At 64.7% G+C, this 24,835-nt stretch carries 18 protein-coding genes; 6 read left to right on the top strand and 12 right to left on the bottom strand.

Annotated features, from left to right (window positions below; translation table 11 throughout):
- From nifJ to VJ604_RS15475, 4 genes are all read left to right on the top strand, one after another.
- The coding region (nifJ, locus tag VJ604_RS15490; RefSeq protein ID WP_324084059.1) for a pyruvate:ferredoxin (flavodoxin) oxidoreductase at positions 1-2,886 on the top strand (2,886 nt) is incomplete at its 5' end.
- Between the two features lie 159 nt (positions 2,887-3,045).
- Positions 3,046-3,234, top strand: coding sequence for an FmdB family zinc ribbon protein (locus VJ604_RS15485; RefSeq protein ID WP_324084057.1), 189 nt, complete (start codon positions 3,046-3,048; stop codon positions 3,232-3,234).
- A 297-nt stretch (positions 3,235-3,531) separates the two neighbouring features.
- Positions 3,532-4,731, top strand: coding sequence for an FIST signal transduction protein (locus VJ604_RS15480; RefSeq protein ID WP_324084055.1), 1,200 nt, complete (start codon positions 3,532-3,534; stop codon positions 4,729-4,731).
- Positions 4,732-4,750: 19 nt separating this feature from the next.
- Positions 4,751-6,226, top strand: a complete 1,476-nt coding sequence (locus VJ604_RS15475; protein ID WP_324084053.1) for a sensor histidine kinase — start codon at positions 4,751-4,753, stop codon at positions 6,224-6,226.
- 180 nt (positions 6,227-6,406) lie between these two features.
- Here VJ604_RS15475 and VJ604_RS15470 read toward each other — a convergent pair whose 3' ends face one another.
- Entirely contained in the window at positions 6,407-8,890 is a 2,484-nt protein-coding gene (locus VJ604_RS15470) for an ATP-dependent DNA helicase (protein WP_324084051.1), read from the bottom strand.
- 169 nt (positions 8,891-9,059) lie between these two features.
- Between VJ604_RS15470 and VJ604_RS15465 the strand changes: the two genes are divergently transcribed.
- Positions 9,060-9,335: a cytochrome c7 gene (locus VJ604_RS15465; protein ID WP_324084048.1), complete on the top strand. Its 276-nt coding sequence runs from the start codon at positions 9,060-9,062 to the stop codon at positions 9,333-9,335.
- Positions 9,336-9,687: 352 nt separating this feature from the next.
- On the opposite strand, the gene trhA is transcribed toward VJ604_RS15465, so the two are convergent.
- Positions 9,688-10,356, bottom strand: coding sequence for a PAQR family membrane homeostasis protein TrhA (gene trhA, locus VJ604_RS15460; protein ID WP_324084046.1), 669 nt, complete (start codon positions 10,354-10,356; stop codon positions 9,688-9,690).
- 154 nt (positions 10,357-10,510) lie between these two features.
- On the opposite strand from trhA, the gene VJ604_RS15455 reads away from it, so the two are divergent.
- Positions 10,511-10,909 carry a response regulator gene (locus VJ604_RS15455; RefSeq protein ID WP_324084043.1) on the top strand — a complete coding sequence of 133 codons (399 nt, stop codon included), beginning with the start codon at positions 10,511-10,513 and terminating at the stop codon, positions 10,907-10,909.
- A 286-nt stretch (positions 10,910-11,195) separates the two neighbouring features.
- On the opposite strand, the gene VJ604_RS15450 is transcribed toward VJ604_RS15455, so the two are convergent.
- The 10 genes from VJ604_RS15450 to VJ604_RS15405 form a co-directional block, all read right to left on the bottom strand.
- The gene (locus VJ604_RS15450) at positions 11,196-11,621 is read right to left on the bottom strand and encodes a response regulator transcription factor (RefSeq protein ID WP_324084042.1); all 426 of its coding nucleotides are present in this window, start codon (positions 11,619-11,621) and stop codon (positions 11,196-11,198) included.
- A gap of 364 nt (positions 11,622-11,985) precedes the next feature.
- The gene (locus tag VJ604_RS15445; RefSeq protein ID WP_324084040.1) at positions 11,986-12,372 is read right to left on the bottom strand and encodes a response regulator; all 387 of its coding nucleotides are present in this window, start codon (positions 12,370-12,372) and stop codon (positions 11,986-11,988) included.
- A gap of 2 nt (positions 12,373-12,374) precedes the next feature.
- A complete protein-coding gene (locus VJ604_RS15440) occupies positions 12,375-13,460 on the bottom strand; it encodes a sensor histidine kinase (protein ID WP_324084038.1) in 1,086 nt (361 codons plus the stop codon).
- Positions 13,461-13,509: 49 nt separating this feature from the next.
- Entirely contained in the window at positions 13,510-15,990 is a 2,481-nt protein-coding gene (locus VJ604_RS15435) for a PAS domain-containing sensor histidine kinase (RefSeq protein ID WP_324084036.1), read from the bottom strand.
- Positions 15,991-16,280: 290 nt separating this feature from the next.
- Positions 16,281-18,311 carry a response regulator gene (locus VJ604_RS15430; RefSeq protein ID WP_324084034.1) on the bottom strand — a complete coding sequence of 677 codons (2,031 nt, stop codon included), beginning with the start codon at positions 18,309-18,311 and terminating at the stop codon, positions 16,281-16,283.
- A gap of 66 nt (positions 18,312-18,377) precedes the next feature.
- The gene (locus VJ604_RS15425; RefSeq protein ID WP_324084032.1) at positions 18,378-20,978 is read right to left on the bottom strand and encodes a PAS domain S-box protein; all 2,601 of its coding nucleotides are present in this window, start codon (positions 20,976-20,978) and stop codon (positions 18,378-18,380) included.
- 7 nt (positions 20,979-20,985) lie between these two features.
- Positions 20,986-21,987 (bottom strand): ABC transporter substrate-binding protein, encoded by a 1,002-nt coding sequence (locus VJ604_RS15420; protein WP_324084030.1) that lies wholly within the window; start codon positions 21,985-21,987, stop codon positions 20,986-20,988.
- Entirely contained in the window at positions 21,984-24,116 is a 2,133-nt protein-coding gene (locus tag VJ604_RS15415) for a response regulator (RefSeq protein WP_324084028.1), read from the bottom strand. The genes VJ604_RS15420 and VJ604_RS15415 overlap by 4 nt, the downstream gene beginning before the upstream one ends.
- A 1-nt stretch (position 24,117) precedes the next feature.
- Positions 24,118-24,570 carry a response regulator gene (locus VJ604_RS15410; protein ID WP_324084026.1) on the bottom strand — a complete coding sequence of 151 codons (453 nt, stop codon included), beginning with the start codon at positions 24,568-24,570 and terminating at the stop codon, positions 24,118-24,120.
- 11 nt (positions 24,571-24,581) lie between these two features.
- The coding region (locus tag VJ604_RS15405; protein WP_324084024.1) for a sensor histidine kinase at positions 24,582-24,835 on the bottom strand (254 nt) is incomplete at its 5' end.

The raw sequence follows: 24,835 nt of genomic DNA, 5'->3' as shown, positions 1-24,835 counted from the left end.
TCCTCCTGCGAGACGGTCGAGGAGGTGGTCACCCACCTGAACGCCGCCGGCGAAAAGGTCGGCCTGGTCAAGGTCAGGCTCTACCGCCCCTTCGACGCTGGGGCGCTGCTGGCCGCCATCCCCGCCTCCGCACGCAAGGTCACCGTGCTGGACCGCACCAAGGAGCCCGGGGCGCCGGGCGAGCCGCTCTACCTGGATGTCTGCACCGCCTACCTCGAGCGTGAAGGCTCCATCCCGCAGCTGTTCGCCGGTCGCTACGGCCTGGGCTCCAAGGAGTTCAGGCCCATCCACGTGAAGAGCATCTTCGACAACATGAACGACGCCAACGGCAAGCGCCAGTTCACGGTCGGCATCGTCGACGACGTGACAGGCTCCTCCCTGCCGGTGGCCGGCACCCTTTCCACCACTCCGGAGGGGACCATCCAGTGCCGGTTCTGGGGGATGGGGGCCGACGGCACGGTGGGGGCGAACAAGGCCGCCATCAAGATCATCGGCGACAACACCGACCTCTACGTACAGGCCTACTTCGCCTACGATTCCAAGAAATCGGGGGGGATCACCGTCTCCCACCTCCGCTTCGGCAAGAGCCCGATCCAGTCCACCTACCTGGTCGACGCCGCCGACTTCATCTCCTGCCAGCAGGCCCCCTATGTGCAGGTCTACGACGTCCTGGAAGGGATCAAGGAGGGGGGAACATTCCTGTTGAACTCACCCTGGAAGAGCGTCGAGGAGCTGGAACAGCACCTCCCCGCCGCCATGCGCCGCACCATCGCAGCCAAGGGTGTCCGCTTCTACAACATCGACGCCATCAGCATAGCCACCGCGGCAGGGCTCGGTGGCCGCATCAACATGATCATGCAGACCGCCTTCTTCAAGCTCTCCGGTGTGCTCCCCTTCGAGCACGCGGTGGAGCTCTTGAAGGACTCCATCCGCCACGAGTACGGCCGCAAGGGGGAGAAGGTGGTGGAGATGAATCTGGGCGCGGTCGATCTGGCGGTGCAGAGCCTCGGCGAGATCCAGTATCCGCAGTCCTGGCGGGACGCCTCTGATGACCGCGGGCTCAATTTCCGGTTGAGCCAACAGATGCCGGACTACCTGCGGGAGACCATCTTCCCGATCCTGAGGCAGAAGGGGGACGAGGTACCGGTCTCCGCCTTCACCCCCGACGGCACCTTCCCGGTCGCCACCGCCCGTTTCGAGAAGCGCGGGGTGGCCATCAACGTCCCCGAGTGGATCAAGGAGAACTGCATCCAGTGCAACCAGTGCTCCTTCATCTGCCCCCATGCCACCATCCGTCCCTTCCTCGCCACCGACCAGGAGATGGCCGCCGCCCCCCCGGGTTACGAGACCATCCCGGCGGTGGCCAAGGAGATAAAGGGGCACCACTTCCGGATCCAGGTCTACCCGCTGGACTGCATGGGGTGCGGCAACTGCGCCGACATCTGTCCCGCCAAGCAGTCGGCGCTGGTCATGAAGCCGATCGACAGCCAGGCCGCGCTGCAGGAGGAGAACCGAAAGTTCGCCGAGGTCCTCTCGCCCAAGGGGCACCTGATGAAGCGGACCACGGTGATCGGCAGCCAGTTCCAGCAGCCGCTTCTGGAGTTCTCCGGCGCCTGCTCCGGGTGCGGCGAGACCCCCTACGCCCGGCTGGTGACCCAGCTGTTCGGCGAGCGGATGATGATCGCCAACGCAACCGGCTGCACCTCGATCTGGGGCGCCTCCGCCCCGGTCAGCCCCTACTGCACCAACGACCAAGGGCACGGCCCCGCCTGGAACAACTCGCTCTTCGAGGACGCCGCCGAGTTCGGTTACGGCTTCCACCTGGCCGTCTCCCAGCGCCGCCGCCAGCTCGCCGACCAGGTGCGCGAGGCGCTCTCCGGCGAAGTAGCCGGCGAGCTCAGGGAGGCGCTGGCCGGCTGGCTGGAGGGGATGCACGATCCCGAGCTCTCCCGGCGCCACGGCGACCGCCTCAAGGAGCTGCTGCCCCAGGCCGGCGACCAGCCGCTCGTGAAGGAGATCGCCGCCGCCCGCGACCTCTTCACCAAGAAGTCGATCTGGATCTACGGCGGCGACGGCTGGGCCTACGACATCGGTTTCGGCGGCCTCGACCACGTGCTCGCCATGGGCGAAGACGTGAACCTCTTGGTGATGGACACCGAGCTCTACTCCAACACCGGCGGGCAGTGCTCCAAGGCCACCCAGCTGGGGGCCATCGCCAGGTTCGCCGCCGCCGGCAAGAGGACCCTGAAGAAGGACATCGGGCGCATGGCGATGACCTACGGCTACGTCTACGTCGCCTCGATCGCCATCGGCGCCGACAAGAACCAGACCCTCAAAGCCATCGTGGAAGCGGAGGCCTATCCCGGCCCCTCGCTGATCATCGCCTACTCCACCTGCATCAACCAGGGGCTCAGGAAGGGGATGGGAAAATCGATCGAGGAGAGCCAGCTGGCGGTTAAATCCGGCTACTGGCCGCTGTACCGGTACAACCCGCTTTTGAAGGGGGAAGGGAAGAACCCGTTCATCCTGGAATCCAAGCAGCCGGACGGCTCGTTGCAGAGCTTCCTCTCCGGCGAGGTCCGCTTCGCTGCCCTGGAGAAGCAGAATGCGGAGGCCTCGCGGGAGCTCCGGCAGCAGCTCGAGCAGGAGGTGACGGAGCGCTTCCGGATCCTGAAGGACATGGCCGACTGGCAGCCCAGCCAGGGAGACGTGCCGCCCAAGGGGGGGCGCCGACACGACCACGTGCCGGCAGCAGGGGGTGCAGTGGAAGAGCCCGCCCCCGTCTGCGTGAGCGCCACCAGCGATCCCCGCTACAGCCGCCCGACCGAGCCGGAGGAGCCCTGCGACGACGGCCGCGCCGGCATCGACAAGGATCTAAAGGAATGAGTGAGTGAAAAGTCGGGCACCCTCTCCCGCAGGCAGGCGAGGGTACTCGCGAAGGAGGGGGAGGACAGGGCGAGGATGGGGTGACGCCTGGAACATTGACAGAACCGGATGGAGCAGGTACCATATTCAAGAATTTGAATAAATAGTGGGGGTGTAAAGATGCCGATGTTCGAGTACTCCTGTAACGCCTGCAGTTTCCGGTTCGAGAAGCTGCAGAAGTCAGCGGAGGCGGGCAAGGTCGAGTGCCCGGCCTGCGGCTCTGCCGATGTCAAAAAAGAACTGTCGACCTTCTCCTCGTCGGCCGGCTCGTCATCCGGCTCCTGCGCCCCCGCCCCCGGCGGCGGCTGAAGGCCGCACTGACGCCAGGCTGGCGCCTCGACTAAAAAAGCCCGGGATCGTGGAGATCCCGGGTTTTTTTCTTTTCAACCGACCATCGAAGAGGTCCGCATGCCGAGGGCCCCCCTTCCCCTCCGGGAGAGGCGCCCCCTTGCCTCACCGCTTTGCCGCCGGGGAGCCGAGGGAGCTGGGCTCTTTTGTGCCATTAGGTGTATAATGAGTCAATCAGGCTTCGCCTTCTCATCCGGTGATCCGGATTGTTGCGCCTGCCTTTCTATGTACTGTCTGAGGCAGGGGAAGGAGCAGTAGATGGCAACCTCGGTAGGAGTTGGTCACAGCTTCCAGAAAAACCCGATCGACGCGGGGAAGGAGGCCGCCCGCCAGGCACTGGAACAGGGAGGCATGACACGCCCCGACTTCGTCTTCGTCTTCGCCACCGTCGGCTACAATCAGCAACTGCTGGTCAGAAGTATTCGGGAGGCTACCTCCGGCGCGCCGCTCAGTGGCTGTTCGGGTGAGGGGATCATCGCCCGGGGAGTGGCAGCCGAGACCAACTTCGGTGTCAGCGTGATGGCGATCGCCTCCGACGAGTTGAGGTTCCAAAACCTCTGCGTGAAGGAGATCACCTCCGGCTCCTCCGGCGTCAGTATGGCGGGGGAGAGGCTGGCAGTGGGACTCCAGCGCCTGCTCGCTCCCGACTCCATCGCCTGCTTCCTCTTCGTGGACGGTCTGGTCTTCGACTTCGACCCCTTCCACGAGACCTTCCAGAAGACTCTCCAGTACGACCGGCCGCTCCCCTTCTTCGGCGGACTGGCAGCCGACAACTGGGCCACCAGGAAGACCTACCAGTACCACGACGACGAGGTGTTCAGCCAGGGGATGTCCTGCGTGTTGATGTCGGGCCGGGGAAGCATCACCTCCGGCGTCAACCACGGCTGCGTCCCGGTCGGCACCAAGCGGACCATCACCCGCTGCCGCGGGAACATCATCTACGAGATAGACGGCTTGCCGGCCCTGGACGCCCTGAAGGATTACGTGGAGGAGGGCTCCGAGAGCCAGTGGAACAAGATGACCCTCAACCTCTGCCTCGGCTTCAAGACCCCCGAACACATGCGGCAGGCATACGGCGAATTCGTGGTTCGCTACATAATGGACAAAAACGACCAGGAAGGGTCCGTCACCATCCAGTCCGACGTCAAGCAAGGGAGCGAACTCTGGATCCTGCGACGCGACAAGGAACTGATCAGGGACGGCCTCAAGCTGATCTCGCGGCAGATCCGGGAAAAAGCCGGCGACGGCAAGCCCAAGTTCGTGATGCAGTTCGAGTGCATGGGGCGGGGGAAGGTGGTCTTCCGCGAACAGGAGAAGCTCGAGCTCTTGAACATGCTGCAGCGGGACCTGGGGGAAGGGTTCCCCTGGATCGGCTTCTACACCTACGGCGAAATCGGCCCCATCTCCAGCTACAACTGCATCCACAACTTCACGGCGGTGGTGGCCGCCGTCTACTGACGAAAGGAAGGGGTGCCGCATGAAAAAAGCGTCCACTCTCTCCCTGGAGCAGATGGTGGAGTCGCTGCAGCAGGAGAAGGAAGCACTCGCCCAGCAGGTCAAGCGGCTGATCAGGGCGGAAGGAAAGCTCTACGAATACCAGGAAGAGCTCGACGCCCAGCTCAAGGAATACGAGCAGCTCTACGACTTCAACCGCAGGTTGAACCGGCTTCACGACCTCCAGAGCATCCTGGCCGAGACGGTTTCCTACGTGATCGACCACGTCGGCTTCGAGCGGGCCATCTGCTTCGCCAGGGACGAAGAGAGCCAGAGCTACCAGGTCTTTGCCCTGGAGGGATACTACGACCCTGCCGAAAAGGCTGCGGTGACCTCAATCACCCTCCCGCTCAGTTCCCCCTGCCTCTCGTCACTCTTCGCCGGTTGCGATTACCTGGTCTGCAAGACCGACCGCCACCATAAAACGAGCTGCCGCGCCGAATCCCAGGAGATGATCCTCTTTCAGGCCGACGGCTCCGACCGGCGGCTGGCGGAACTGGGGAGCAGTTTTTTGATGAAGGATTACCTCATCTATCCCCTGGGGAGCCCGGCGCTCCCCCAGGCGCTTTTGGTGGTGGGTAACTGCGAGAATGCCACCTTTTACCGGAAAGTGGACGGCCAGCGCGGCACCGTGCTCGCCTTGGGCAACCTGGCGGGGGTGGTCTCCTGGCTGATCGAGCACCGGGCAAGCGAGCAGAGATACCGGCAACTGAGTGAAGAGCTGGAGAGGCGGGTGCAGGAAGCGGTGGACGAGCTGCGCCAGAAGGACAAGCTTCTCATCCTGCAGGGGAGACACGCGGTGATGGGAGAGATGATCAGCAACATCGCCCACCAGTGGCGCCAGCCGCTCAACGTGCTGGGACTGGTGTTGCAGGAGCTGCAGCTCACCCAGCACAAGCAGGGGCTAAACGCCGAAGAGGTGGATTCCTTCGTCAAGAGGAGCCTGGCAATCATCCGCCAGATGTCCAGGACCATCGACTCTTTCAGGCACTTCTTCAAGCCGGACCGGGAGAAGGTGGAGTTCCGGGTGCGGGAGTGCCTGGAAAATACGCTGACCATCCTGGAAGGGAGCTTCCGGATGCAGGGCATCGCTCCCACCCTGGAGGCGGTCGGCGACCCCACCGTCGATGGCTATCCCAACGAATTCATCCAGGTGCTCCTCAACATCCTGATCAACGCGCGGGAGGCGCTGACCGCCCGCAAGCCGGCGGCACCGCAGATCCTGGTGAGGCTCTTCTCGGAAGGCGACCGGACGGTGGTGACCGTCGCCGACAACGGCGGGGGGATCCCGGAGGAGATCATCGACCGGATCTTCGACCCCTACTTCACCACCAAGGGGCCGGAACAGGGGACCGGCATCGGACTCTTCATGTGCAAGACCATCGTCGAGAAGAACATGGGGGGGCGCATCAGCGTGCGCAACGTCGGCGAGGGGGCCGAGTTCCGCATCGAGGTGTAAGCCTTTTCCCGCCCTTCCGATCGCCGCTTCGTCCGAAAGCTCCTCCTCCCGAAGGGGGGAGGCTGGGAGGGGGGAGCACCGTACCGCATCCAGGATGAAGTCCCGTCGAAAACGAGGACGGCGACCCGTGTCGATAGTCACACGCGGCCCCGTCCGCAACTTTGGCAGCGTTCCCCCTCCCTAGCCCTCCCCCTCCGGGAGAGGGGACAGGTCGGATGCCTGCCAAAACTCCGCCACATCCTTCAGGATCGCCTCGGAGACCAGTTCCTTCGCCTCCTCCTCGAACCAGTCGGCCGGCATCGAGCCGCTGTAGCCCGGCTCCAGGAAGCGGCTGTCCATCAGCACCACCACCCCTCGGTCGCTCTCCGAGCGGATCACCCGTCCGGCGGCCTGGATCGCCTTGGCCATGGCGGGGATGACGTAGGCGTACTCGAAGCCGGCGCCGTAGTGCCGCTGGTAGTAGCCTCTCATCTCCTCCCGCTCCAGGTCGAAGGTCGGCAGCGGCGGACCCACCACGAAGGCGCCGATCGCCATCTCCCCCGCGTAGTCGATCCCCTCCGAGAACGAGCCCCCCTGCACGGCGAACAGCACGGTCGGCTCCTCCGCCCCCCGCAACCGCTCCAGGATCTCCTCCCCGCGCGACTGCCGCATGTTCTTCTCCTGCCCGAGCACCCGGTAACCTTCCGGCGCCTCGAACAGCTCCGCTACCCGCTCCATGAAATCGAAGCTCGGGAAGAAGGCGAGGTAGTTGCCGCGGCGAAGGGCGACGATCCTGCGCAGCGCCTCGGCGATTTTGCCGTAGTTGCGCTCCCGGTGCGAGTAGCGGGTGGAGATCTGGGGGATGATCAGCAGCTTGCGCCTCTGCCGGGGGAAGGGTGAGGGGAATTCGGCTGTTTGCACGGCGGCTGGATCCAGCCCGGAGAGCCTCGCGTAGTAGTCGAACGGCTTGAGGGTGGCGGAAAAGCCGACCACCTGCTGGTAGTCGGCATAGGAGCCTGCCAGCATGGCCGAGGCGTCGCAGCAGGTGATCTTCACGCTCCCGCCGGGCCCCTCGTTTCCCAGCCTGGAGGGAGGGGGAGAGGATCTCCGCCTCCCCGCCTGCTGCGGGTGGAAGGTGGTGAAGAATTCCTGTTTGCGCGAGGCAGCCGCCAGCGCCAGTACGTCGGTGAACTCCGACCAGTAGTAGGCAAATCTCAGGACCGGGTCCTGCTGCCCGATCTCCACCTCCGATTCCAGGTAGCGGGAGAGAAAGGCGCGCAGCCTGCCGTCCTGCTCCAGGAAGGGGTCGAGCGGCAGCTCGATGCGGGTGGGACGGGGGCTCTTCCCGCTTTGGCAGGCCGCCACCACCTTTAGCGAGTCGTCCAAGAGCTCCTCCGCCTCGCGCGCAAAGGGAGCCGGCACCCCGCGCAGTTCCTCCCGCATCCCTTCCAGCGCAGCGGCACTCAGCATCGGGGAGTAGTATTCCATGGCCCGGGCCGGGAGGTTGTGGGCCTCGTCGATCACCAGGTTCGGCTTGCCCACCTCCTCCACCGCCAGTGCGCCCGCCCTCCCCAAGGCGGAGCGGGGAGCGAACACGTAGTTGTAATCGCACACCACCAGCTCGGCGAGCTTGGCGGAGTCGATCTGCAGCTCGAACGGGCAGACCTCGAACTGCTCCCCCAGCTCCCGGAAGTGCCTCGCCTTGAGCTTGCGTTTCTTGGAGAGCAGGGCGATCACCCCGTGCCTGGCGAGCTTCCCATAGTAGTCGCGGGCATACTCGCAGTATTCCGGGGTGCAGAGCGCTTCCTCTTTCAGGCAGATCTTCCCCTTCGCCGTCACGGTGAGGGACCTGAGCGGGGCGCCGCTCTGGCGGAAGCGCTCGGCGGCGTCTTCCGCCACCGCATGCTGGCTGTTCTTGGGGGTGACGTAGACCACCTGCTGGCCGCGGGAAAGCGCCTCTCTCAACACCGGATGCAGCACACCCACCGTCTTCCCCAGCCCGGTCGGCGCCTGTATCAGCTGGGGGCACCCCATCGCCATCCCCTGCTCGACCTCCCGCATCAGTTCCACCTGGCCCGGACGCGGGGTCTGGAAGGGAAACTCGAACTGGCCCGCCATCTTGCGCCGCCTCTGGGCCCGCTTTTTCGCCTCGGCCGCCTCCAGGACCAGCTCGTCGAGGCGCAGCTCGAGCCACTCCGCATAGCGCTCACGATCGAGAATCAGCTCCAGGTCATGAGAGCGGCCGTTACGGGAGGAGACCAGGTGGAAGGTGAGCCGGGGAACCACGCCATGCTCCAGCCAGTGGAAGTAGCCGTAGCTCAGAAGTTGCAGGGAGTAGGGGTGCTGGAACGGGTCCGCGGCCAGCCGCCGCCTGAGATCGTGCAGGTTGAAGGCGCTCTTGATCTCCTCGATCACCGGCAGCTCGTGGCGGAAGATGCCGTCCAGCCTCCCGCTGATCCGGAAGCGGAAGCCCCCCTTGCTGAAGACGGTGCTGATCGGCACCTCCGCCTGGTAGAGGGGATCGGCCTTGCCTCGCTTCCTCTGCACGCGCTGGTGGATCTCCTGACCCTCCAGGGTCGAGCGCCCGTAGCCGGAGTGCGCCTCGATGCTGCCGATGCGCGGTACCGGCAGCGCGAACTCTCCAAGCGGTATGTTGATGACGTGGTCGTCAGTACTGATGATCATCGCTCAGCGGGAACCTCTCCCCTTCTGGTCCTTTCTCCCGATTTTTTCGCCACTTTTCAACCTTTAGCAGCGTTTTGTCAAGCCGGAAAAGCCGTCCGCCTTGCAATAGCGGCGGAACAGGGTATGCTGTTGTTCAGTTTGTTTATTAAACCATTGAAGGAGAACCCACATGAAGAAAGCTATCGCAGCTGTCGCCCTTACCCTTTTCAGCGCAAGTTTCGCCCTCGCCGCTGGTCCGGCCAGCATCACCCTGCCGGCGAAGAACGGGAACGTGACCTTCCCGCACGAGACTCACCAGAAACTGGGCTGCACCAAGTGCCATGCCACCGAGACTGGCGGCAAGATCGCCGATCTGGGCAAGGACTGGGCACACAAGACCTGCAAAGGGTGCCATGCCGAAATGAGCAAAGGCCCGACCAACTGCGGCGGCTGCCACAAGAAGTAACAACCAGCAGACGAGATGCGGAGGCTGCCAAAGCCTCCGCCCCTTCAGTCGAATCCTTCCCCGCCAAACCTTCCCCGATCACACCACTACCTGAATTACCGGCCCTATTCCACAATCGATCCTCACTCCCGTTTCCCGGCAGAAGGATTTTAAGCCGTTCGCCCTGAGCCTGTCGAAGGGGTGAACTTCTGCGGCTCGCCCAGCCAGGATGCCTCCCCCCCTTCGGCAAGCTCAGGGGCGTGCTTCGACAGGCTCAGCACGAACGGTGCTGTTTTTTCAACCCATGCGTGAGGGTCACGGCTGATGCAGGAGGTTCACGGGCGATACAGGAGCGTCATAACGGGCTGGATGACTACATATGGATCGGTGTAACGTAGGTGAAAATTGCCCAGAAGTGGCAGGCGCTGCCGGTCAGCACGAACAGATGCCAGATCGCGTGGTTGAAGGGGAGCCGCTCCCAGAGGTAGAAGACCACCCCCACGGTGTAGGCGGCCCCCCCTACGAAGAGCAGGGTCAGCCCCGAGGCGGCCAGCGCGAGCGAGAGCGGTTTCAACACCAGCAGGACGATCCAGCCGAGGGCGACGTAGGAAAAGGTTCCCCAAAAGCGCAACCGGTGCACGGCGAAGATCTTCATGATGGAACCGAGCACACCCAGCCCCCACACGGTCCCGAACAGCAACTTGCCGATCACTCCGCGCAGGGTGACCAGGGCGAAGGGGGTATAGCTGCCGGCGATCATGATGTAGATGGCGATGTGGTCGAGGATGCGGAAGACGTAGCGTGCTGAGGGTTTCTTGACGGAGTGATAGGCGGTCGACAGGCAATAGAAGGTGATGACGGCCCCCCCGTAGATGCAGGCGGAGAGCAGGCGGTCGTGGTCTCCCTGGCCGGAGGCGAGCTGGATGAGGGCGATGACGGCGACGATGCTGAGCAGGGCGCCCAAGCCGTGGGTGAAGCGATTGGCCAGTTCCTCGGTCTCGCTGTAATGAACTATGCGTGCATGGATCTTTTCGTCGCTCATGAGAACATCGTACACCTGATGAGCTCTGCAAAGCAACCGTCGGTTCCCCAGCCGGGGGATGGGAAAAGTCTTGTTTTGCTTCCCCTTTTAATGGATAATGGTCCAGTTACACTCTCCCCGGCGGGAAGAGCAATCCCATCCAACCCGAGTGCACATGAAAAGCGAACAGGACATTTCCCTGCTTTACGCCGAGGACGACCCCCAGGCCAGGGAACTGCTGGAAAGGCTCATCCGCCTCAAGTTTCCGCAGCTGACCCTGCACGTGGCGACCGATGGAGCAGAGGGGATGGAGCTTTTTTGCCTCCATCGACCGCAGATCGTCCTCACCGACATCACCATGCCGGTCATGGACGGCGCCGAAATGACCAAGCGGATCAGGGAGATCGCCCCGGACGCGGTGGTGATGGCCTTGACCGCCTATAGCGACGCCGAATGGCTCGCCAAGTACAAGGACATCTCCTTTAACTACTGCATAACCAAGCCGGTGGACTTCAAGACCCTTCTCTCCGCCTTGGGGGAGGCAATCCAGAGCCTCCAGAACGGCCCCGTCTGACCTCCCCCTGAATTGGGCGCAGTCCCCAGCCTTTCCCCCCAACCAATGTTTGCACCCACTGCCCTCCCTGACAGGCAAAGCCTCTCCGGAAGAGGGAGTTCGAGCGTCAACAAAGCGGCTTGTGCAAGTCCCGTGCGGGCACCGGCGTCAAAGAATATCTAGTCTTTCGATGATTGATTTTGGTGGCAGGTAGGCAATTGGCGCGGACTCGCAACGCCAAGAGAAGGGCGGACTTTCTGGGTCCCTTTTACGGAGGGATGACCTGCAGGAGGTTGGCTGCCTCAGGTCACCCTGCACAGCACTGGTCGGTGATGACTTCTCCCAGGCAATCCCTGATGGTGGCGAACAGGGCGTCGAAGTCCACCGGCTTCCTGATGTAGTGGTGGATGCCGATCGCCTCGGCGCTGGAGATATACTGGGCGGTGTCGCAATAGGCCGAGACCACGGCGATGACCGCTTCCGGGTCGAGCCGCTTGATTTCGGCCGCCATGGCTATGCCGTCCATCACCGGCATCCGCACGTCGGTCAGCACGATATCCGGGCGGTGCTCCTTGTACAGTTCCAGGCCGGCCACCCCGTTTTCCGCCGTCAAAAGCCTCAGCTTGGGAAAGGCATAGCAGATAGCCTTCCCCATCAGGTCCCTGGCGACGGGGTCGTCCTCCACCGCCAGCAGCGAAAAAACGGTATCCTGCGGATCCAAATAACAAGCCATGTTCCACCTCATTGTTGGCTCTAGCCCCATCGCTTGGGTGCCGCAAGCCCGGAGGCCGCTCTCACCACTCTTGCGAAGACAGGGACCGCTACGCCAAAAGACGGCCGCGTTTGTACCGTTAGAGTGGAAGTATACAAGGTGTTGCCCAGAAGAAAAGGCCCCGCATTAAATAAAAATCACATCGTCTCTAATGTAGGACCGGCGGGGGGAGGAGGTTATAGCCGTCAGGGAGAGGGACCGGTCGGCAGATCGGTGAGATGTGGAGTGTGATCTGCGCTGTTTTGGATCAGCGGGGAGGAGGTCAGGTTGGAGTATACAGCAGGCAGGACGGCTAAGAAAAGATTAAAGTGAAGTTCATCACGTTTTAACACCGCTCGGTGCGCAGCTCCCTGGTCGCCTTCTCGATGGCGGCGAACAGCTTGCCGAACTCGATCGGCTTCAGCAGGTAGTCGCTGATCCCGAGCTCGCTGAACTTGTCCTGGTGGATCTTGTCGCTGTAGGCGGTCATCACGATGATCCGGGTGTCGGGGGCGATCTCCTTGATCCCCTCCGACATCCTGATGCCGTCCATCTTGGGCATGTTGATGTCGGTGAGCACCAGCTCGGGGCGGCGCTCCTTGAACAGCTCGAGCCCCATCTGGCCGTCGAAGGCGAGTTCGACGGTGAACTGGGGATACTTCCTCGGTATCATGAACGCCAATATCTCGATGGCGGCGCGGTCGTCCTCGACGATCATCATGGAAAGTCCCATCCTCACACCTCTATCCTGAATTCGGCGCCACCCTGGACGTTGCGTACCGAGAGCCGGCCTCCCATCCTCTTTTCGACTACCGTCTTGGCCATGAACAGACCGATCCCGCGACCGTTCCCCCCCTGCTTGGTGGTGAAATAGGGGTCGAAGATCCGGTCGATGACCCCCTCGCTGATCCCCCCCGCGTTGTCGGTGATGGTCACCACCGTCCTGCCGGGCTCGCTCCAGCAGCGCATCATTATCCTGGCGTCGGAGACCGGGGATTCCTCGAAGACGTCCCGGGCGTTCATCACGATGGCCATCAGCACGTGGGTGAAATCGTTGGGGAATCCCCTGATCTCCACCTGTTCCCCGCACTCCTTCTCGATGGCGATCCCGGCTTCCCGGAAGCCGTCCCGCACCAGCGACAGCATCTGGTCGAAGGCGTGTCCCACGCTGAACCGCCTGCGCTCCAGATCGGGCGCGCTCAGCTGGCCGAACTCGTCGATGGTCTGGGAAAGCTGCTGCAGCATGGCCATCACCTCGGCGACCCTGCTCTTCAAAAGCTCTTCACTGAAACCGTCCAGCTCGCAGGAAAGCCCCACCTCCTGGACCTTGAGGCCGATCACGTTCAACGGCTGGCGCCAATGGTGGGCGATGTTGACCAGCACCTCCCCCATGGCCGCCATCCGGCTTTGCTGCACCAGCATCTGCTCCCTCAGGCGCAGCTCCTCCACCGTGCGCATCCGCTTGGCGGTCTCCTTCTCCAGGCCGAGGTAGGCCTCCTGGAGCTCCCGGTTCTGGAACTGCAGCTCCCTGGTCCGCTCGGTCACCCGGCTCTCCAGCTCCGCGTTCAGCTGGTTCAGCGCCTCTTCGGCACGGCGGCACTGGCGGGTGTAGTCGGCGATCAGGTGGTAGAGCAGCGCCACGGTGACCACGATGAAGGCGAGCCCCTTGTAGACGGAATAGCGGACGATGAGGGCAGGGTCACGGATCAGCAGCCCCAGCAGCTCGTCGGAGGTGTAGATCCACAGCCCGCTCACGAAGGCGTAGATCGCCACGATCCTCAGGGCGACGACTCGATCTTTGCTGGTCAGCTGATAGTCCACTGATGCCCCCTCGCGCGGGCTCCCGCACCGTTTGCCGGAGTATACAGGATCACGCACGCTGATCAAGGGAAGAATCGGGGGGGAGCGTGAAGTAGAAGGTCGCCCCCCTCCCCGGCTCCCCCTCCGCCCACACCCTGCCGCCGTGGCGCCGGACGATGCGCTCCACGGTGGCGAGCCCGATCCCGAAGCCGCTCTGCCGTTCCGCCGTCGGCAGGCGCTGGAACGGGGAGAAGAGCCGTCCGGCATCGGCCATCTCGAAGCCTGCCCCGTTGTCGCTGACGAAGAAGGCGGCTTCCCCGCCGACCTGACGGAGGCCGAACTCGATCAGCGGCCCCGCTTGGCCGCGGGTGTACTTCCAGGCGTTCCCGAGCAGGTTATCAAGCACGATCCGCACAAGCTCCGGGTCGGCCTCGGCGGTCAACCCCTCGCCGATCACCACCTCTACCTCTCGTTCCGGCTCTCCCTTTCTGAGCTCGTCGATGGCAACTTCCGCCAGTACGCTGAGATCGACGGCGCTCCTGCAGAGGGCCACCCGCCCCATGCGGGCCAGATCGAGCAGCGCGTTGATCAGCCTGCTCATGCGGACCACAGCCTTGCAGATCTCCTGGAGATACCCCTGGCACTCGGCCCCCAGTTGCTCGCCGCAGATCATCTCGATGGCCTGGCAGTAACCGTTGATGCTGTTGAGCGGCTGCCGCAAGTCGTGGGCCACCGTGTAGTTGAAGGCCTCCAGTTCCCGGTTGGCAGCCTCCAGCTCCGAGGCCCGCGCCGCCAGGTCCGCGTTCAGCTGGGCGATCTCCTGTTCGGCGAGCTTTCGCTCAGTGATGTCGCGTGCCACGTGCACCACCCCCAGCGGGGTGCCATCGGGGGAGAGCAGCGGGGTATAGCTGACCAGGTAGTGCCGGCCGGACGGCTCCTGGATCTCGGCCACCTGCTCGCGCCCTTCCGCCATCGCCGCCGCGTGCGGACAGGTAAGCGCGGCCCGGTCGCCCGCTTCGAAGGCGGCATGACAGGGAATCCCGGTGCAGCCGTCGGGACCGCAGCCCAGCTTCTCGGACATGGCGCGGTTGACCCGCACGATGCGGTTGTTGACGTCGACGATGGCGATCAGGTCGGGGACCGTGTTGAAGGTCCGCTCCCACTCATCCTTGGCCCGCTGCAGGGCCTGCTCCGCCTTCTTCCGCTCGCTGATGTCCCTGACCAGGCTGAGGATGCAGCCGGTCCCCTCGATTTCGAGCACCTCCCCCGAGTAGAGGGCCGGATGCCGTTCCCCGCTTTTCGCCCGCAGGGTGATCTCCAGGTTGCTCACCGATCCCCGTTGCCTGAGGGCGTTCACGATCTTGCGCCGGTCCTCCTCGTCCTCCCAGAGGTCGATCTCCTGGACCAGGCGTCCCACGAACTCGCCACGTGCGTAGCCGAGGGCGGTCAGGGCGGCCTCGTTGGCGTCCAGGATACGCCCCTCCCTCAGGCTGGAAAGCACCAGCAGGGCGGGGGCCGCGTGGAAGATCCTGGCGAACCTCCGCTCGGAGCTGCGGACCGCCTCCTCGGCCTGCTTGCGCTCGGTGATGTCGAGGGCGACGCCGTGCATCTGCACCGGCTCCCCCTCCTCGTTGTAGATGCCGCGCCCCTTGCTCATCACCCAGCGCATCCGGCCCCCCGGCAACTGCACCCGCATCTCCACCAGCAAGGGGAGCTGCTGCCGGAGCGACTGGTGCACCGCCGCGTCGATCGCGTCCCGGTCCTCCGGGTGGATGCGCTCCAGGTAGGCGCGGTAGCTCATGGGGAAATCGGCGGGGAACCCGAACAGGTTCTTGCAGCGGTCGGTCCAGGTGACCTTGTCGTGCAGGATGTCCCAGTGCCAGGCGCCGATGTCGGCGGCCTCCATGGCGAAGCGCAACCGCTCCTCACTCACGCGCTGCGCCTCCTGCGCCCGCACCCGTGAGTCCGCCTCCTCCTTCAGCCGGAGGTTCAGCTCCAAAAGCCGCGCGTTTTTCGATTCCAGCTGCGCCTTGGCCTGTTCGAGCTGGTGGTCGATGCCGGTGGCCTGCTGTGCGGGATCGCCGCTCTCCGCCACCACCGGCGCTCCCCGACCCTCCCGTTCACCCCCGCTCATGCGGACGAATTCGGTGACGTCCTGCACGCGGTGGATGATGAAGAGCACCTCGCCGCCGGCGTCCAGCACCGGGGTATTGATGATGGTCCAGTAGCGTTCCTCGAAGCCACCCCCCTTCGCCTCCGTCCTCGGTATGTCGTACTTCTGGACCCCCAGCACGTCGGTGACCCGCTCCCTGAGCGCCCGCTCCATCGACCCCTTCGCGGTCTGCAGGCCGTCTGCCCCGGGATCGGCGGGGTTCTCGGGGAAGACCTCGAAGACGTACCTTCCCAGCATCCGCTCGCGCACCGTCCCGGTCGCCCGCAGGTAGGCATCGTTGACCGCCAGGATATGCAGCGCAGGGTCCAGCACCAGGCAGGGGTCGGGGACCGAATCGAACAGCCGGCGATAGTCGAGCTCTTGCGAAGGCTGCGCCATCTCCTTTCCTCCACAGCTCCTCCTTTAATAAGAAGGAGGGCCGAGTAGTCTTCATTGTACTATCACGGCTAGAAGGCGACAAGGGCGGGAGGCGGCGAAAAGAGGCCGCTGGTGCGAGGGGGGAGAGGGCACGCCCCTCAAGAGCCGGGTCACGTAGCAGAGACCGTCGCCCCTTCCGGGTAGAGGGTGCCCGAAGGGCGGGCGAGGGGCGCCACGCCCTGCCGGAAACTGCGCCCTCACCCCCGTCCCTCTCACCTAAAGGGGCGAGGGACGGGCAGTTAAGCTCCTCCCTAGGGAGCTGCGGTAGCGGAGCCCTCCAGGGCCTGCCGGATGGTCTCCAGTGTCTCGCGGAAGTCGATCGGCTTGGAGAGGTAGCCGTCCATGCCTGCCGCCAGGCAGTTCTCGCGGTCATCCTTGAGGGCATGGGCGGTCATGGCTATGATCGGGACATGCCCGCCAGAGGCGAGCTCCCGCTCCCGGATGATGCCGGTCACCTCGAAGCCGTTCATGACCGGCATCTGGACGTCCATCAGGACCAGGTCGTAGCGCCCGTCCTGCCAGAGGTCGACCGCCTGGCGCCCGTTCTCGGCGCAATCGATGCGGTAGCCGAAGCGGTCCAGCATGGTGGTGAGGGTCCTCCTGACGGTCTCGTCGTCCTCCACCAGCAGCAGCCGTTTCCCGGAAAGGGGGCCGGCCGTTGCCTGCCGCGGTGGCGCCGGCTGCACCGCTTCGCCGGGTTGGACCCCGGCCGCCGGCTGCAGCGGGATGCTGAAGGAAAAGCGGCTCCCCTTTCCCTCCTCGCTGTCGAAGCCGATCTTCCCTCCCATCCGCTCCACCAGTTCCTTGCTGATGGCCAGCCCGAGGCCAGCACCGCCGAAGCGGCGGGAGTGCGAATCGTCCACCTGGCTGAACTCACGGAAGAGCAGCTCCCTTTTCTGTTGCGGCACGCCGATGCCGGTGTCGCTGACCGTGAAGGTGACCGGCAGGCGGCCGTCGGCCCGCGGCGCGCCCATGGTGACCTCGATGGTCACTTTCCCCTTCTCCGTGAACTTGACAGCGTTGGCCGCCAGGTTGGTCAACACCTGGCTGATCCTGGTGCGGTCGCCGTTAAGCGCGTCCGGCAGTTCCTCCGCCACCCGGGCCTCCAGCAGGAGCCCCTTCCCGCGGGCGGCGGGGTGCAGGATGTCGTAGGTATCGCGGACGCACCTTCTCAGCGAGAACGGCTTCTCCTCGACCGAGAGCTTGCCGGCCTCGATCTTGGTGATGTCCAGGATGTCGTTGAGGATGCGCACCATGGAGTGGGCTGCGGTACGGGCCGATTCCACGCAGTCGCGCTGCTCGGTGGGGAGCTCGTCCATGAGCACCAGGTCGAGCATGCCGATCACCCCGGTCATCGGGGTGCGCAGCTCGTGGCTCATGTTGGCCAGGAACTGGCTCTTCGCGCGGTTGGCGGCCTCCGCCTCCTCCCTGGCCCGAATGAGTTCCTCGCTCTGGTCGCGCAGCTCCTCGTTGGCGGCGGCCAGCTCCTCGTTGGCTGCCTGCAAGGCCTGCTGCGCCCGGCGCTTCTCGGTGACGTCGTGGAAGACCAGCACCACCCCGGCCACCCTTCCTGCGGCGTCCAGGATCGGTGCCGCACTGTCTTCGATGGGGATCTCGCGGCCGTCCCGGGTCAGCAGCGCGGTGTGGTTGGCGAGGGTCCTGGTCCGTTGCTCCCGCAGCACGTAGGCCACCGGGTCATCAGTCCGCTCACCGGTCCGGTCGTTCACAAGAGGGAAGACCTCGCTGATCGGCCGGGAGTGCGCCTCCTCGTTGCTCCAGCCGGTGAGCGCCTCGGCCACCGGGTTGAGGTAGGTGGTACGGCCGGTGGTATCGGAGGTGATCACCGCGTCGCCGATGCTGGCAAGTGTCACCCGCAGCCACTCGCGCTGCTCGCGCAGCTGCCGCTCGGCCTGGTGCTTATAGAGGGCGAGCTCGATGGCGGTGGCGACCTCGCGCTCCTCGAACGGCTTCAGCAGGTAGCCGAAAGGGCCGGTGACCTTGGCGCGCCCCAGGGTGGCCGCGTCGGAGTGGGCGGTCAGGTAGATGACCGGCAGGTCGACCCGCTTCCTGATCGCCTGGGCCGCCTCGATGCCGTCCATCTCCCCCTTGAGACGGATATCCATCAGCACCACGGCGGGGAGCAGTTTGCAGACCTTTTCGACGGCCTCCTCTCCCCGCGCGGCGACTCCGGCCACCTGGTATCCCAGGGTCGTCAGCTTCTCCGCCAGGTCGGCGGCAATGATCGCCTCGTCCTCCACGATGAAAACGGTGATCTTGTCCACAACCCGCTCCTTGTCAGCGGCCTTAAAAGCAAGCTGCCCTGTTGTTGAACGACTCTATCCCGCCTGCTAAACAGTGCCCGCAGTGGATGCTTGAGCGTTCATGATAATCCGGAAGCTGGTTCCCTGTCCACTTTCCACCTCGACGACGGCGTCCAGCTGCCCCGCCAGCATCTGCACCAGCTTGAGCCCCAGCGAGTTCGCCTCCCGCCACTGAAGCCCGGCGGGGAGGCCGCTGCCGTTGTCGGTGACGCCGAGGCGGACGCCGCCAGCCCCCACTTTGCTGAGTGACACGGTGACTTCCCCGTCGGCGCGTCCGCGGAAGGCGTGCTTGAGCGCGTTGCCGGCCAGTTCGTTGACGATCAGCCCGCAGGGGACCGCGGTGTCCACCGGGAAGTAGACCGGCTCGAGATCGAGGTTGAGACGGATGCCGGCGGTGCCGCTGCCGTGGGCGCGCCAGATGAAGGCGAGCAGGCTCTTCAAGTACTCGGCGAAGTCGATGTGCGCGAGGTCGGTGGACTGGTAGAGCTTCTCGTGCACCAACGCCATGGAGCGGACCCGGAAGGAGACCTCGTTGAGCACCTCGCGCACCGTCTGGTCCCGCGAGCCCCCCGCCTGCAGGCTCAGCAGGCTGGAGATCACCTGCAGGTTGTTCTTAACCCGGTGGTGGATCTCCTTCAGGAGCACTTCCTTCTCGTGCAGCGATGCCTTGACCCTCTCCTCCGCCTGCTTGCGCTCGGTGATGTCGTCCATGACCACGACCGCGGTGGTTACCTTGCCGGCGGCATCCCGCAGGGGGGCCGCCCAGACGATGATGGGGACCCGGACGCCGTTTCCCCGCTCGATGGTCATTTCCACGTTGTGGACCTCTTCTCCCCGCAAGGCCCGGCTGACCGGCAGCTCCTCGACGGGGAACAGCGCGCCGTCCGGCCGTAGCACCTTGACCTTGGCCAGGTGGGCCTCCAGGTCGAGGCCGTCGAACTCCTCCAGGTAGATCGCCGCGGCCCGGCGGTTGGTCAAGGAGAGCTTGCCGGTGCCTGCTTCGAAGAGTACCACCCCGACCGGGGTGGTCTCCAGGATCGCCTCCAGCCGTCGCCGGTCGCTCTCCGTCTGTTCGTGGATCCTGGCCAGCGCCTCCTCGCCCCGTTTCTGCTCGGAGATGTCGGTATTGGTGCCGAACCAGCGGACGATCTCCCCCTGCTGGTCCACTACCGGTACGATCCTGGTCAGGAAGGGACGGAACACGCCGTCCGCCCCCCGCAGCGGGAAGGTCATGTCGAAGGGCTTGCCGCTGGCGATCGACTCCTGCCACCGTTCCAGCACCAGGGGCAGCATCTCGGGATCGTGCACCGACTGCCATCCCCACCCCTCCATCTGCTCGGCGGTGGTGCCGGTGTACTCGTACCAGCGCCGGTTGTACCAGGTGATGTAGCCGTCGCCGTTGGCCCACCAGGCGAGGTTGGGGATGGTGTCGGCCAGGGTGCGGAACTGCTCCTCTTTTGCCTTCAGCTCGGCCTCAACCCGTTTGCGCTCGGAGATGTCCACGCAGAATTCCACGCAGGTGTTGTTGCCGAGCGAGCTGCCGGCGAAGACGAACCATTGCTTGCTGCCGTCCTTGCGGAAGTACTCCTTCTCGTAGGGACCGATGCGCCCGGAGGACATGAACTTGGTCACCTCCTCCTGGCTCACCTCGAAGTACTCCGGCGGGGTGAGCCTTTGCCAGGTCAGCTCGCGGGCCTCCAGCTCGCTGCGGCTGTAGCCCATGGTCTTGAGGAAGGTGTCGTTGGCGTCCGTCATGCAGCCGGTGGTGAGATCCCAGAACATCACCCCCACCGTCTCGATCTCCAAGACCTTCTCGAGCCGCTCGTGGCTTTGGCGAAGCGCCTCCGCGGCCCGCTCGCGCTCGCCCATCTCCCGTTGCAACTCCCGGTAGGAGGTGCCCAGTTTCACGGTCATATCGTTGAAGGCCTGCGCCAGCTCGCTGAACTCGTCGTCCCCGGCTGCATTGATCCGGTACTCGAGATCACCGCCGCCGATCACCGCGGTCCCCCTGCGCATCACTGCCATGCGGGAGGCGAAGGCGCGCTTGATCAGGACCGAGTTGACCAGCACCAGGGGACTTGCCAGCAACAGCGCGAGGAGGATTCCCTCCCCCGCTTGGTGGAGGGAGGAGGCCAGCTCCCGCTTGCTGGATCGCTGCAGCCTCCCCTGCAACAAGACGCTTTCGTACAACCGGCTGTTCAGCTGGGCGACCAGCACCCCTTCCATCTCCTGGAAAAGCGGGTCGCTGAGGCGGTCTGCTCCGCGTTTAAGACGGTTTTCGCGGATGGTTTTGGACAGGTAGCCGATCGAGTCCTGCTTTAGGATCAGCTCTTTGATGGTCTGCTGGTCTTCTGGGGCGGGGAACTTGGTGAGGGCGACCTTGAGCAGGTCACCCACTTCCCTGTGCTTGGCTTGCAGTTGCAGTCTGGTGCGCTCACTCTCCGTACGCATGGAATCGGTCCGCAGCAGCAGCCGCTCATACGAGGAGATGAAGATGGCGTCGGCGACCGTGGAGGCATCCAGCGCGTGGTTGACGCGGGCGATGGTCACCAGGAGCACGGCGGCGATGACCGCTACCAGTGCCGCGATTCCGACCGAGTTGATGGCGAGTCTGCGCTTTATCCGCATGACACCCTCATCTGAGGATCCGTACCGCTTCCGGTTTGAGCGATTGGAGGCCGTCCAGGTAGATAGACTCGAGGTAATTGGGGACGGCGGTCGCCGTGGTCAGCTGGTTCCTGATGGCCCAGGCGGACTCGTCCTCCAACGAGAGCATCAAGGTCTGGTCGAGGGAGACCGTGAAGTTGCTGTCGTCCCAATACTGCCTGATGATGGCGGGGGGGAGCGCGGTCGTCTCCGCCACTATTCTGCGCGCCTCCTCGGGGTTGCCGCGCACGAAATCTTCCGCTTTCAAAAGAGCCTTGAGCAGCTTTTTGACCGTACCGGGGTGACCTCTCACGTAATCTGGGGTGGAGGCGACAACGAAGCTCTCCCGGTAGATGTTGGGATCGCGCAGGATTTTGGCGTTGGCACCCAGGCGGTTCTGAGCCAGGACGGAGTAGGGAAGAAAGGAGGCAGCGGCATCGATATCGCCCCGTGCCAAAGCGTCCGGGACCGCCTCAGGCTTGAGGTCGACGACCTTCACCTCCTTGGGCGACAGGCCGTGGGTGACCAGGAGCGAGTGGAGGTAGTATTCCGTGGTGGTGCCGAGGGTGGCGGCGATTCTTTTCCCCCTGAGATCCGCGAAGTCGGCAATACCGCGGTCCTTTCTGGCAACCACCGCTTGGGTCAGGCTGGTGGTCATGATCGAGGCGAGGATGGAAATCTTCCGGCCGTTCACCACCGCGAACATGACGGGGGTCTCGGCGGCGGTGGCGACGTCCGCCTTCCCGTCCAGCACCTCCTGCAGGGCGGGTTTGCCGTAGCGGTAGGGATGAACTTCCACCTCTACCCCTTCCTCATGAAAATATCCGCGCGCCTGGGCGATCAGGGCCAAGGCGCAGTCCGGAATGGCGGCGATCGCCAAGGTGACCTTTTCCGTCGGCCCGCTGGCGCTGCGCTCCCGGTGGTCGCAGCCGGTGAAGAAAACCGTCAGCGTCAACAACATCAGCATGGCCGACAGCGCCACCACTCTCATGGCACCTCCCCCACCTCGATCAGGAAGCAGGCCCCCTCCTCCGTGTTGCGCACGGTGAGGCGCCCCCCCATGTTCTTCTCGATGATGTTCTTGGACATGAAGAGTCCCACCCCGGTGCCGGCGTGGGGCCCCTTGGTGGTGAAGTAGGGCTCGAAGACCTTGTCGATGATCTCCTGGGGGATGCCGCCGGCGTTGTCGCAGACGCTCACCACCCGCTCGCCGATGGCGATCTGCACCGTCGGCGGATAGACCCGGCGCTCCACCAGCGCGTCGCGGGCGTTCAGCAGGATGTTCAGGAGCACCTGGGAATACTCGTTGGGGTAGCCGTGCACCACCGGGTCCCCGTCGCCCACCACCTCGACCTTGATCTCGCAGGCCTGGAAGCCGGCCTCGATCAGGGAGAGGGTCTTCTTCACCTCCTCCCGGACGTGGAAACGCACCTTCTCCTTGTCGGGGCGGAAGAAGTTGCGGAAGTCGTCGATGGTCCTGGACATGTGCCGGATGATGGACATCGAGCGCTGGGCGGTCAGATCCACGTAGCGCTGGTCCAGCTCCCCGAACTCGTACACCATGGGGATCTCCTGGATCAGCATACCCAGGGCGTTGAGCGGCTGGCGCCACTGGTGGGCGATGTTGCCGATCATCTCCCCCATGGCCGCCTGGCGGCTTTGCAAAAGGAGCATCTGGTCCCTCTCCCTGAGCTGGGCGGTCCGCTCGGCGACCCGGCGCTCCAGTTCCTCGTTCACCTGTTTCAGGGCCGCCTGCGCCCGCTGGCGCGCCACCGTCACCCCCAGGAACTCCCCCATCAGGCGCAGGGTCCGCTCGGCAGACTCGTCGAAGCCGGCCACCCGCCTCGACATCAGCTTCAGCACGCCGAAGGAATGATGGCCGTAGCGCAGGGGGATCACCAGCAGGGAGCGCAGCCCCATCTTCCGGCACGCCTCGCGGTCCACCCGCAGGTCGCTCTCGCTGTCGTCGGCGCGCTTGAGCTCGCCGCTGGTGAGACAGCGCCCGGACAGGCTGCCTTCCCTCTGCATGCGCAGCCCCACGAACCCCTCGGCCAGGCCGCTGGCCGCCTCGTACACCATCTCGTCCCCATCGGCGACCTCCAGGCTGGCGCCGTCGGCCCCGGTCAGCCGGGACATGATGTCAAGGATCAGCTGCAGCAGGGGACGGTACTCCAGGCCGGCGGCGGCGATCTCGCGCTGGGCGTCGAGCAGGGCGGCCAGCCGCTGCGCGCTGGCGTGCAACTCCGCCTCCGCCCGCTTGTGCTCGCTTATGTCGTGGGCGATGTGGACCGAGCCGACGCTGCGCCCCTGCTCGTCGAGCAGCGGCGTGGTGGTGACCAGGAAGTCGCCGCCGAAGCGCTCGACCTGCACCTGTTCCTGGTGGGTGCGGCCGTCGCAGACGGTCCGGGAGTGGGGGCAGAACTCGGGAGGGATCGAGGTGCCGTGCACCACCTGGTGGCAGGGGACGCCAACGCACTCCTGCGCCTCCACCCCCAGGCGCCTGGCCATGGCCTCGTTCACCTGCAGCACCCGGTGATGGTTGTCGAGGATGGCGATCAGGTCCGGCACGCTGGCGAAGGTCCGCTCCCACTGCTCCTTGACGCGCCGCTGTTCCTCCTCCGCCCGCTGCCGCTCACCGATCTCGCTCCTGAGGGCCTCATTGGCACGCAACAGCGCCTCGGTCCGTTCGGCCACCCGCTGTTCCAGGGTATCGTTCAGCTCCTTCAGGGCGTTTTCGGACCTGCTCCGCTCCACCGCGTACTTGATGGAACGGGCGAGGAGGTGGGTGGTGAGCTCCCCCTTGACCAGGAAGTCCTGGGCCCCCTCCCTGATCGCCTGCAGCCCCGTTTCCTCGTCGCTGTTGCCGGTCAACACGATGACCGGGAGCTTCTCCGCCTGCCGGCGCATCCTGCGCAGGGTGTCCAGCCCGAAGCTGTCGGGGAGGGCCAGGTCCAGGAAGACCAGGTCGACGTCACCCGCCTCCACCCGGTCGAGCGCCGCCGCCAGCCGCGGGACGCAGACCACCTCCCGCACCGAACCGTCCTCGGGAAGCTGCAGCTGCAGAAGATCCGCGTCTCCGGGGTTGTCTTCCACGATCAGGATGCGCAGCGAAAGGGACACGCTAGACCTCGCCGGGGGGGAGCACCACGATGCTCAGCCAGAAATCCTCGATCGACCTCACCACCCGCAGGAACTGGTTCAGGTCGATCGGCTTGGTGATGTAACAGTTGGCGTGCAGGTTGTAGCTCCTCAGCACGTCCTCCTCGGCGCGCGAGGTGGTGAGGATCACCACCGGTATCCGCTTGAGGGCCTGGTCCGCCTTGATCTCGGCCAGCACCTCGCGGCCGTCCTTCCTGGGGAGGTTCAGGTCGAGCAGGATCAGGTCCGGTCGCGGCGCGTTGGCGTACTCCCCCTCCCTGCGCAAGAAGGAGATCGCCTTCTCGCCGTCCTCGACCACGTGCAGGTCGTTGTTGATCTTGCTCCCGTCCAGCGCCTCGCGGGCCAGGTCGGCGTCGCCTATGTTATCCTCGACCAGCAAAATGGTGATGGGCTTGACCAGCGTGCCGCCGCTCATCTTCTCTCCTCTTATTTGGGCAGGGTGAAATGGAACACCGCACCCTTGCCCGGCTCCGACTCGAACCACAGCTTGCCGCCGTGGCGCTCCACGATCCGGCGGCAGATGGCGAGGCCGATACCGGTGCCCGGGTATTCCTGCCGGGTATGCAGTCGCTGGAAGATCACGAAGATCTTGTCCGCGTACTGGTTGTCGATGCCGATGCCGTTGTCCTCCACCGAGAAGCGCCAGCTATCCCCCTGGTCGCGCGCCGTGATGCGGACCT

This window comes from Geomonas sp. (assembly GCF_035254065.1).
GTDB lineage: Bacteria > Desulfobacterota > Desulfuromonadia > Geobacterales > Geobacteraceae > Geomonas.
This window is presented reverse-complemented; position numbering and strand designations above follow the sequence as displayed.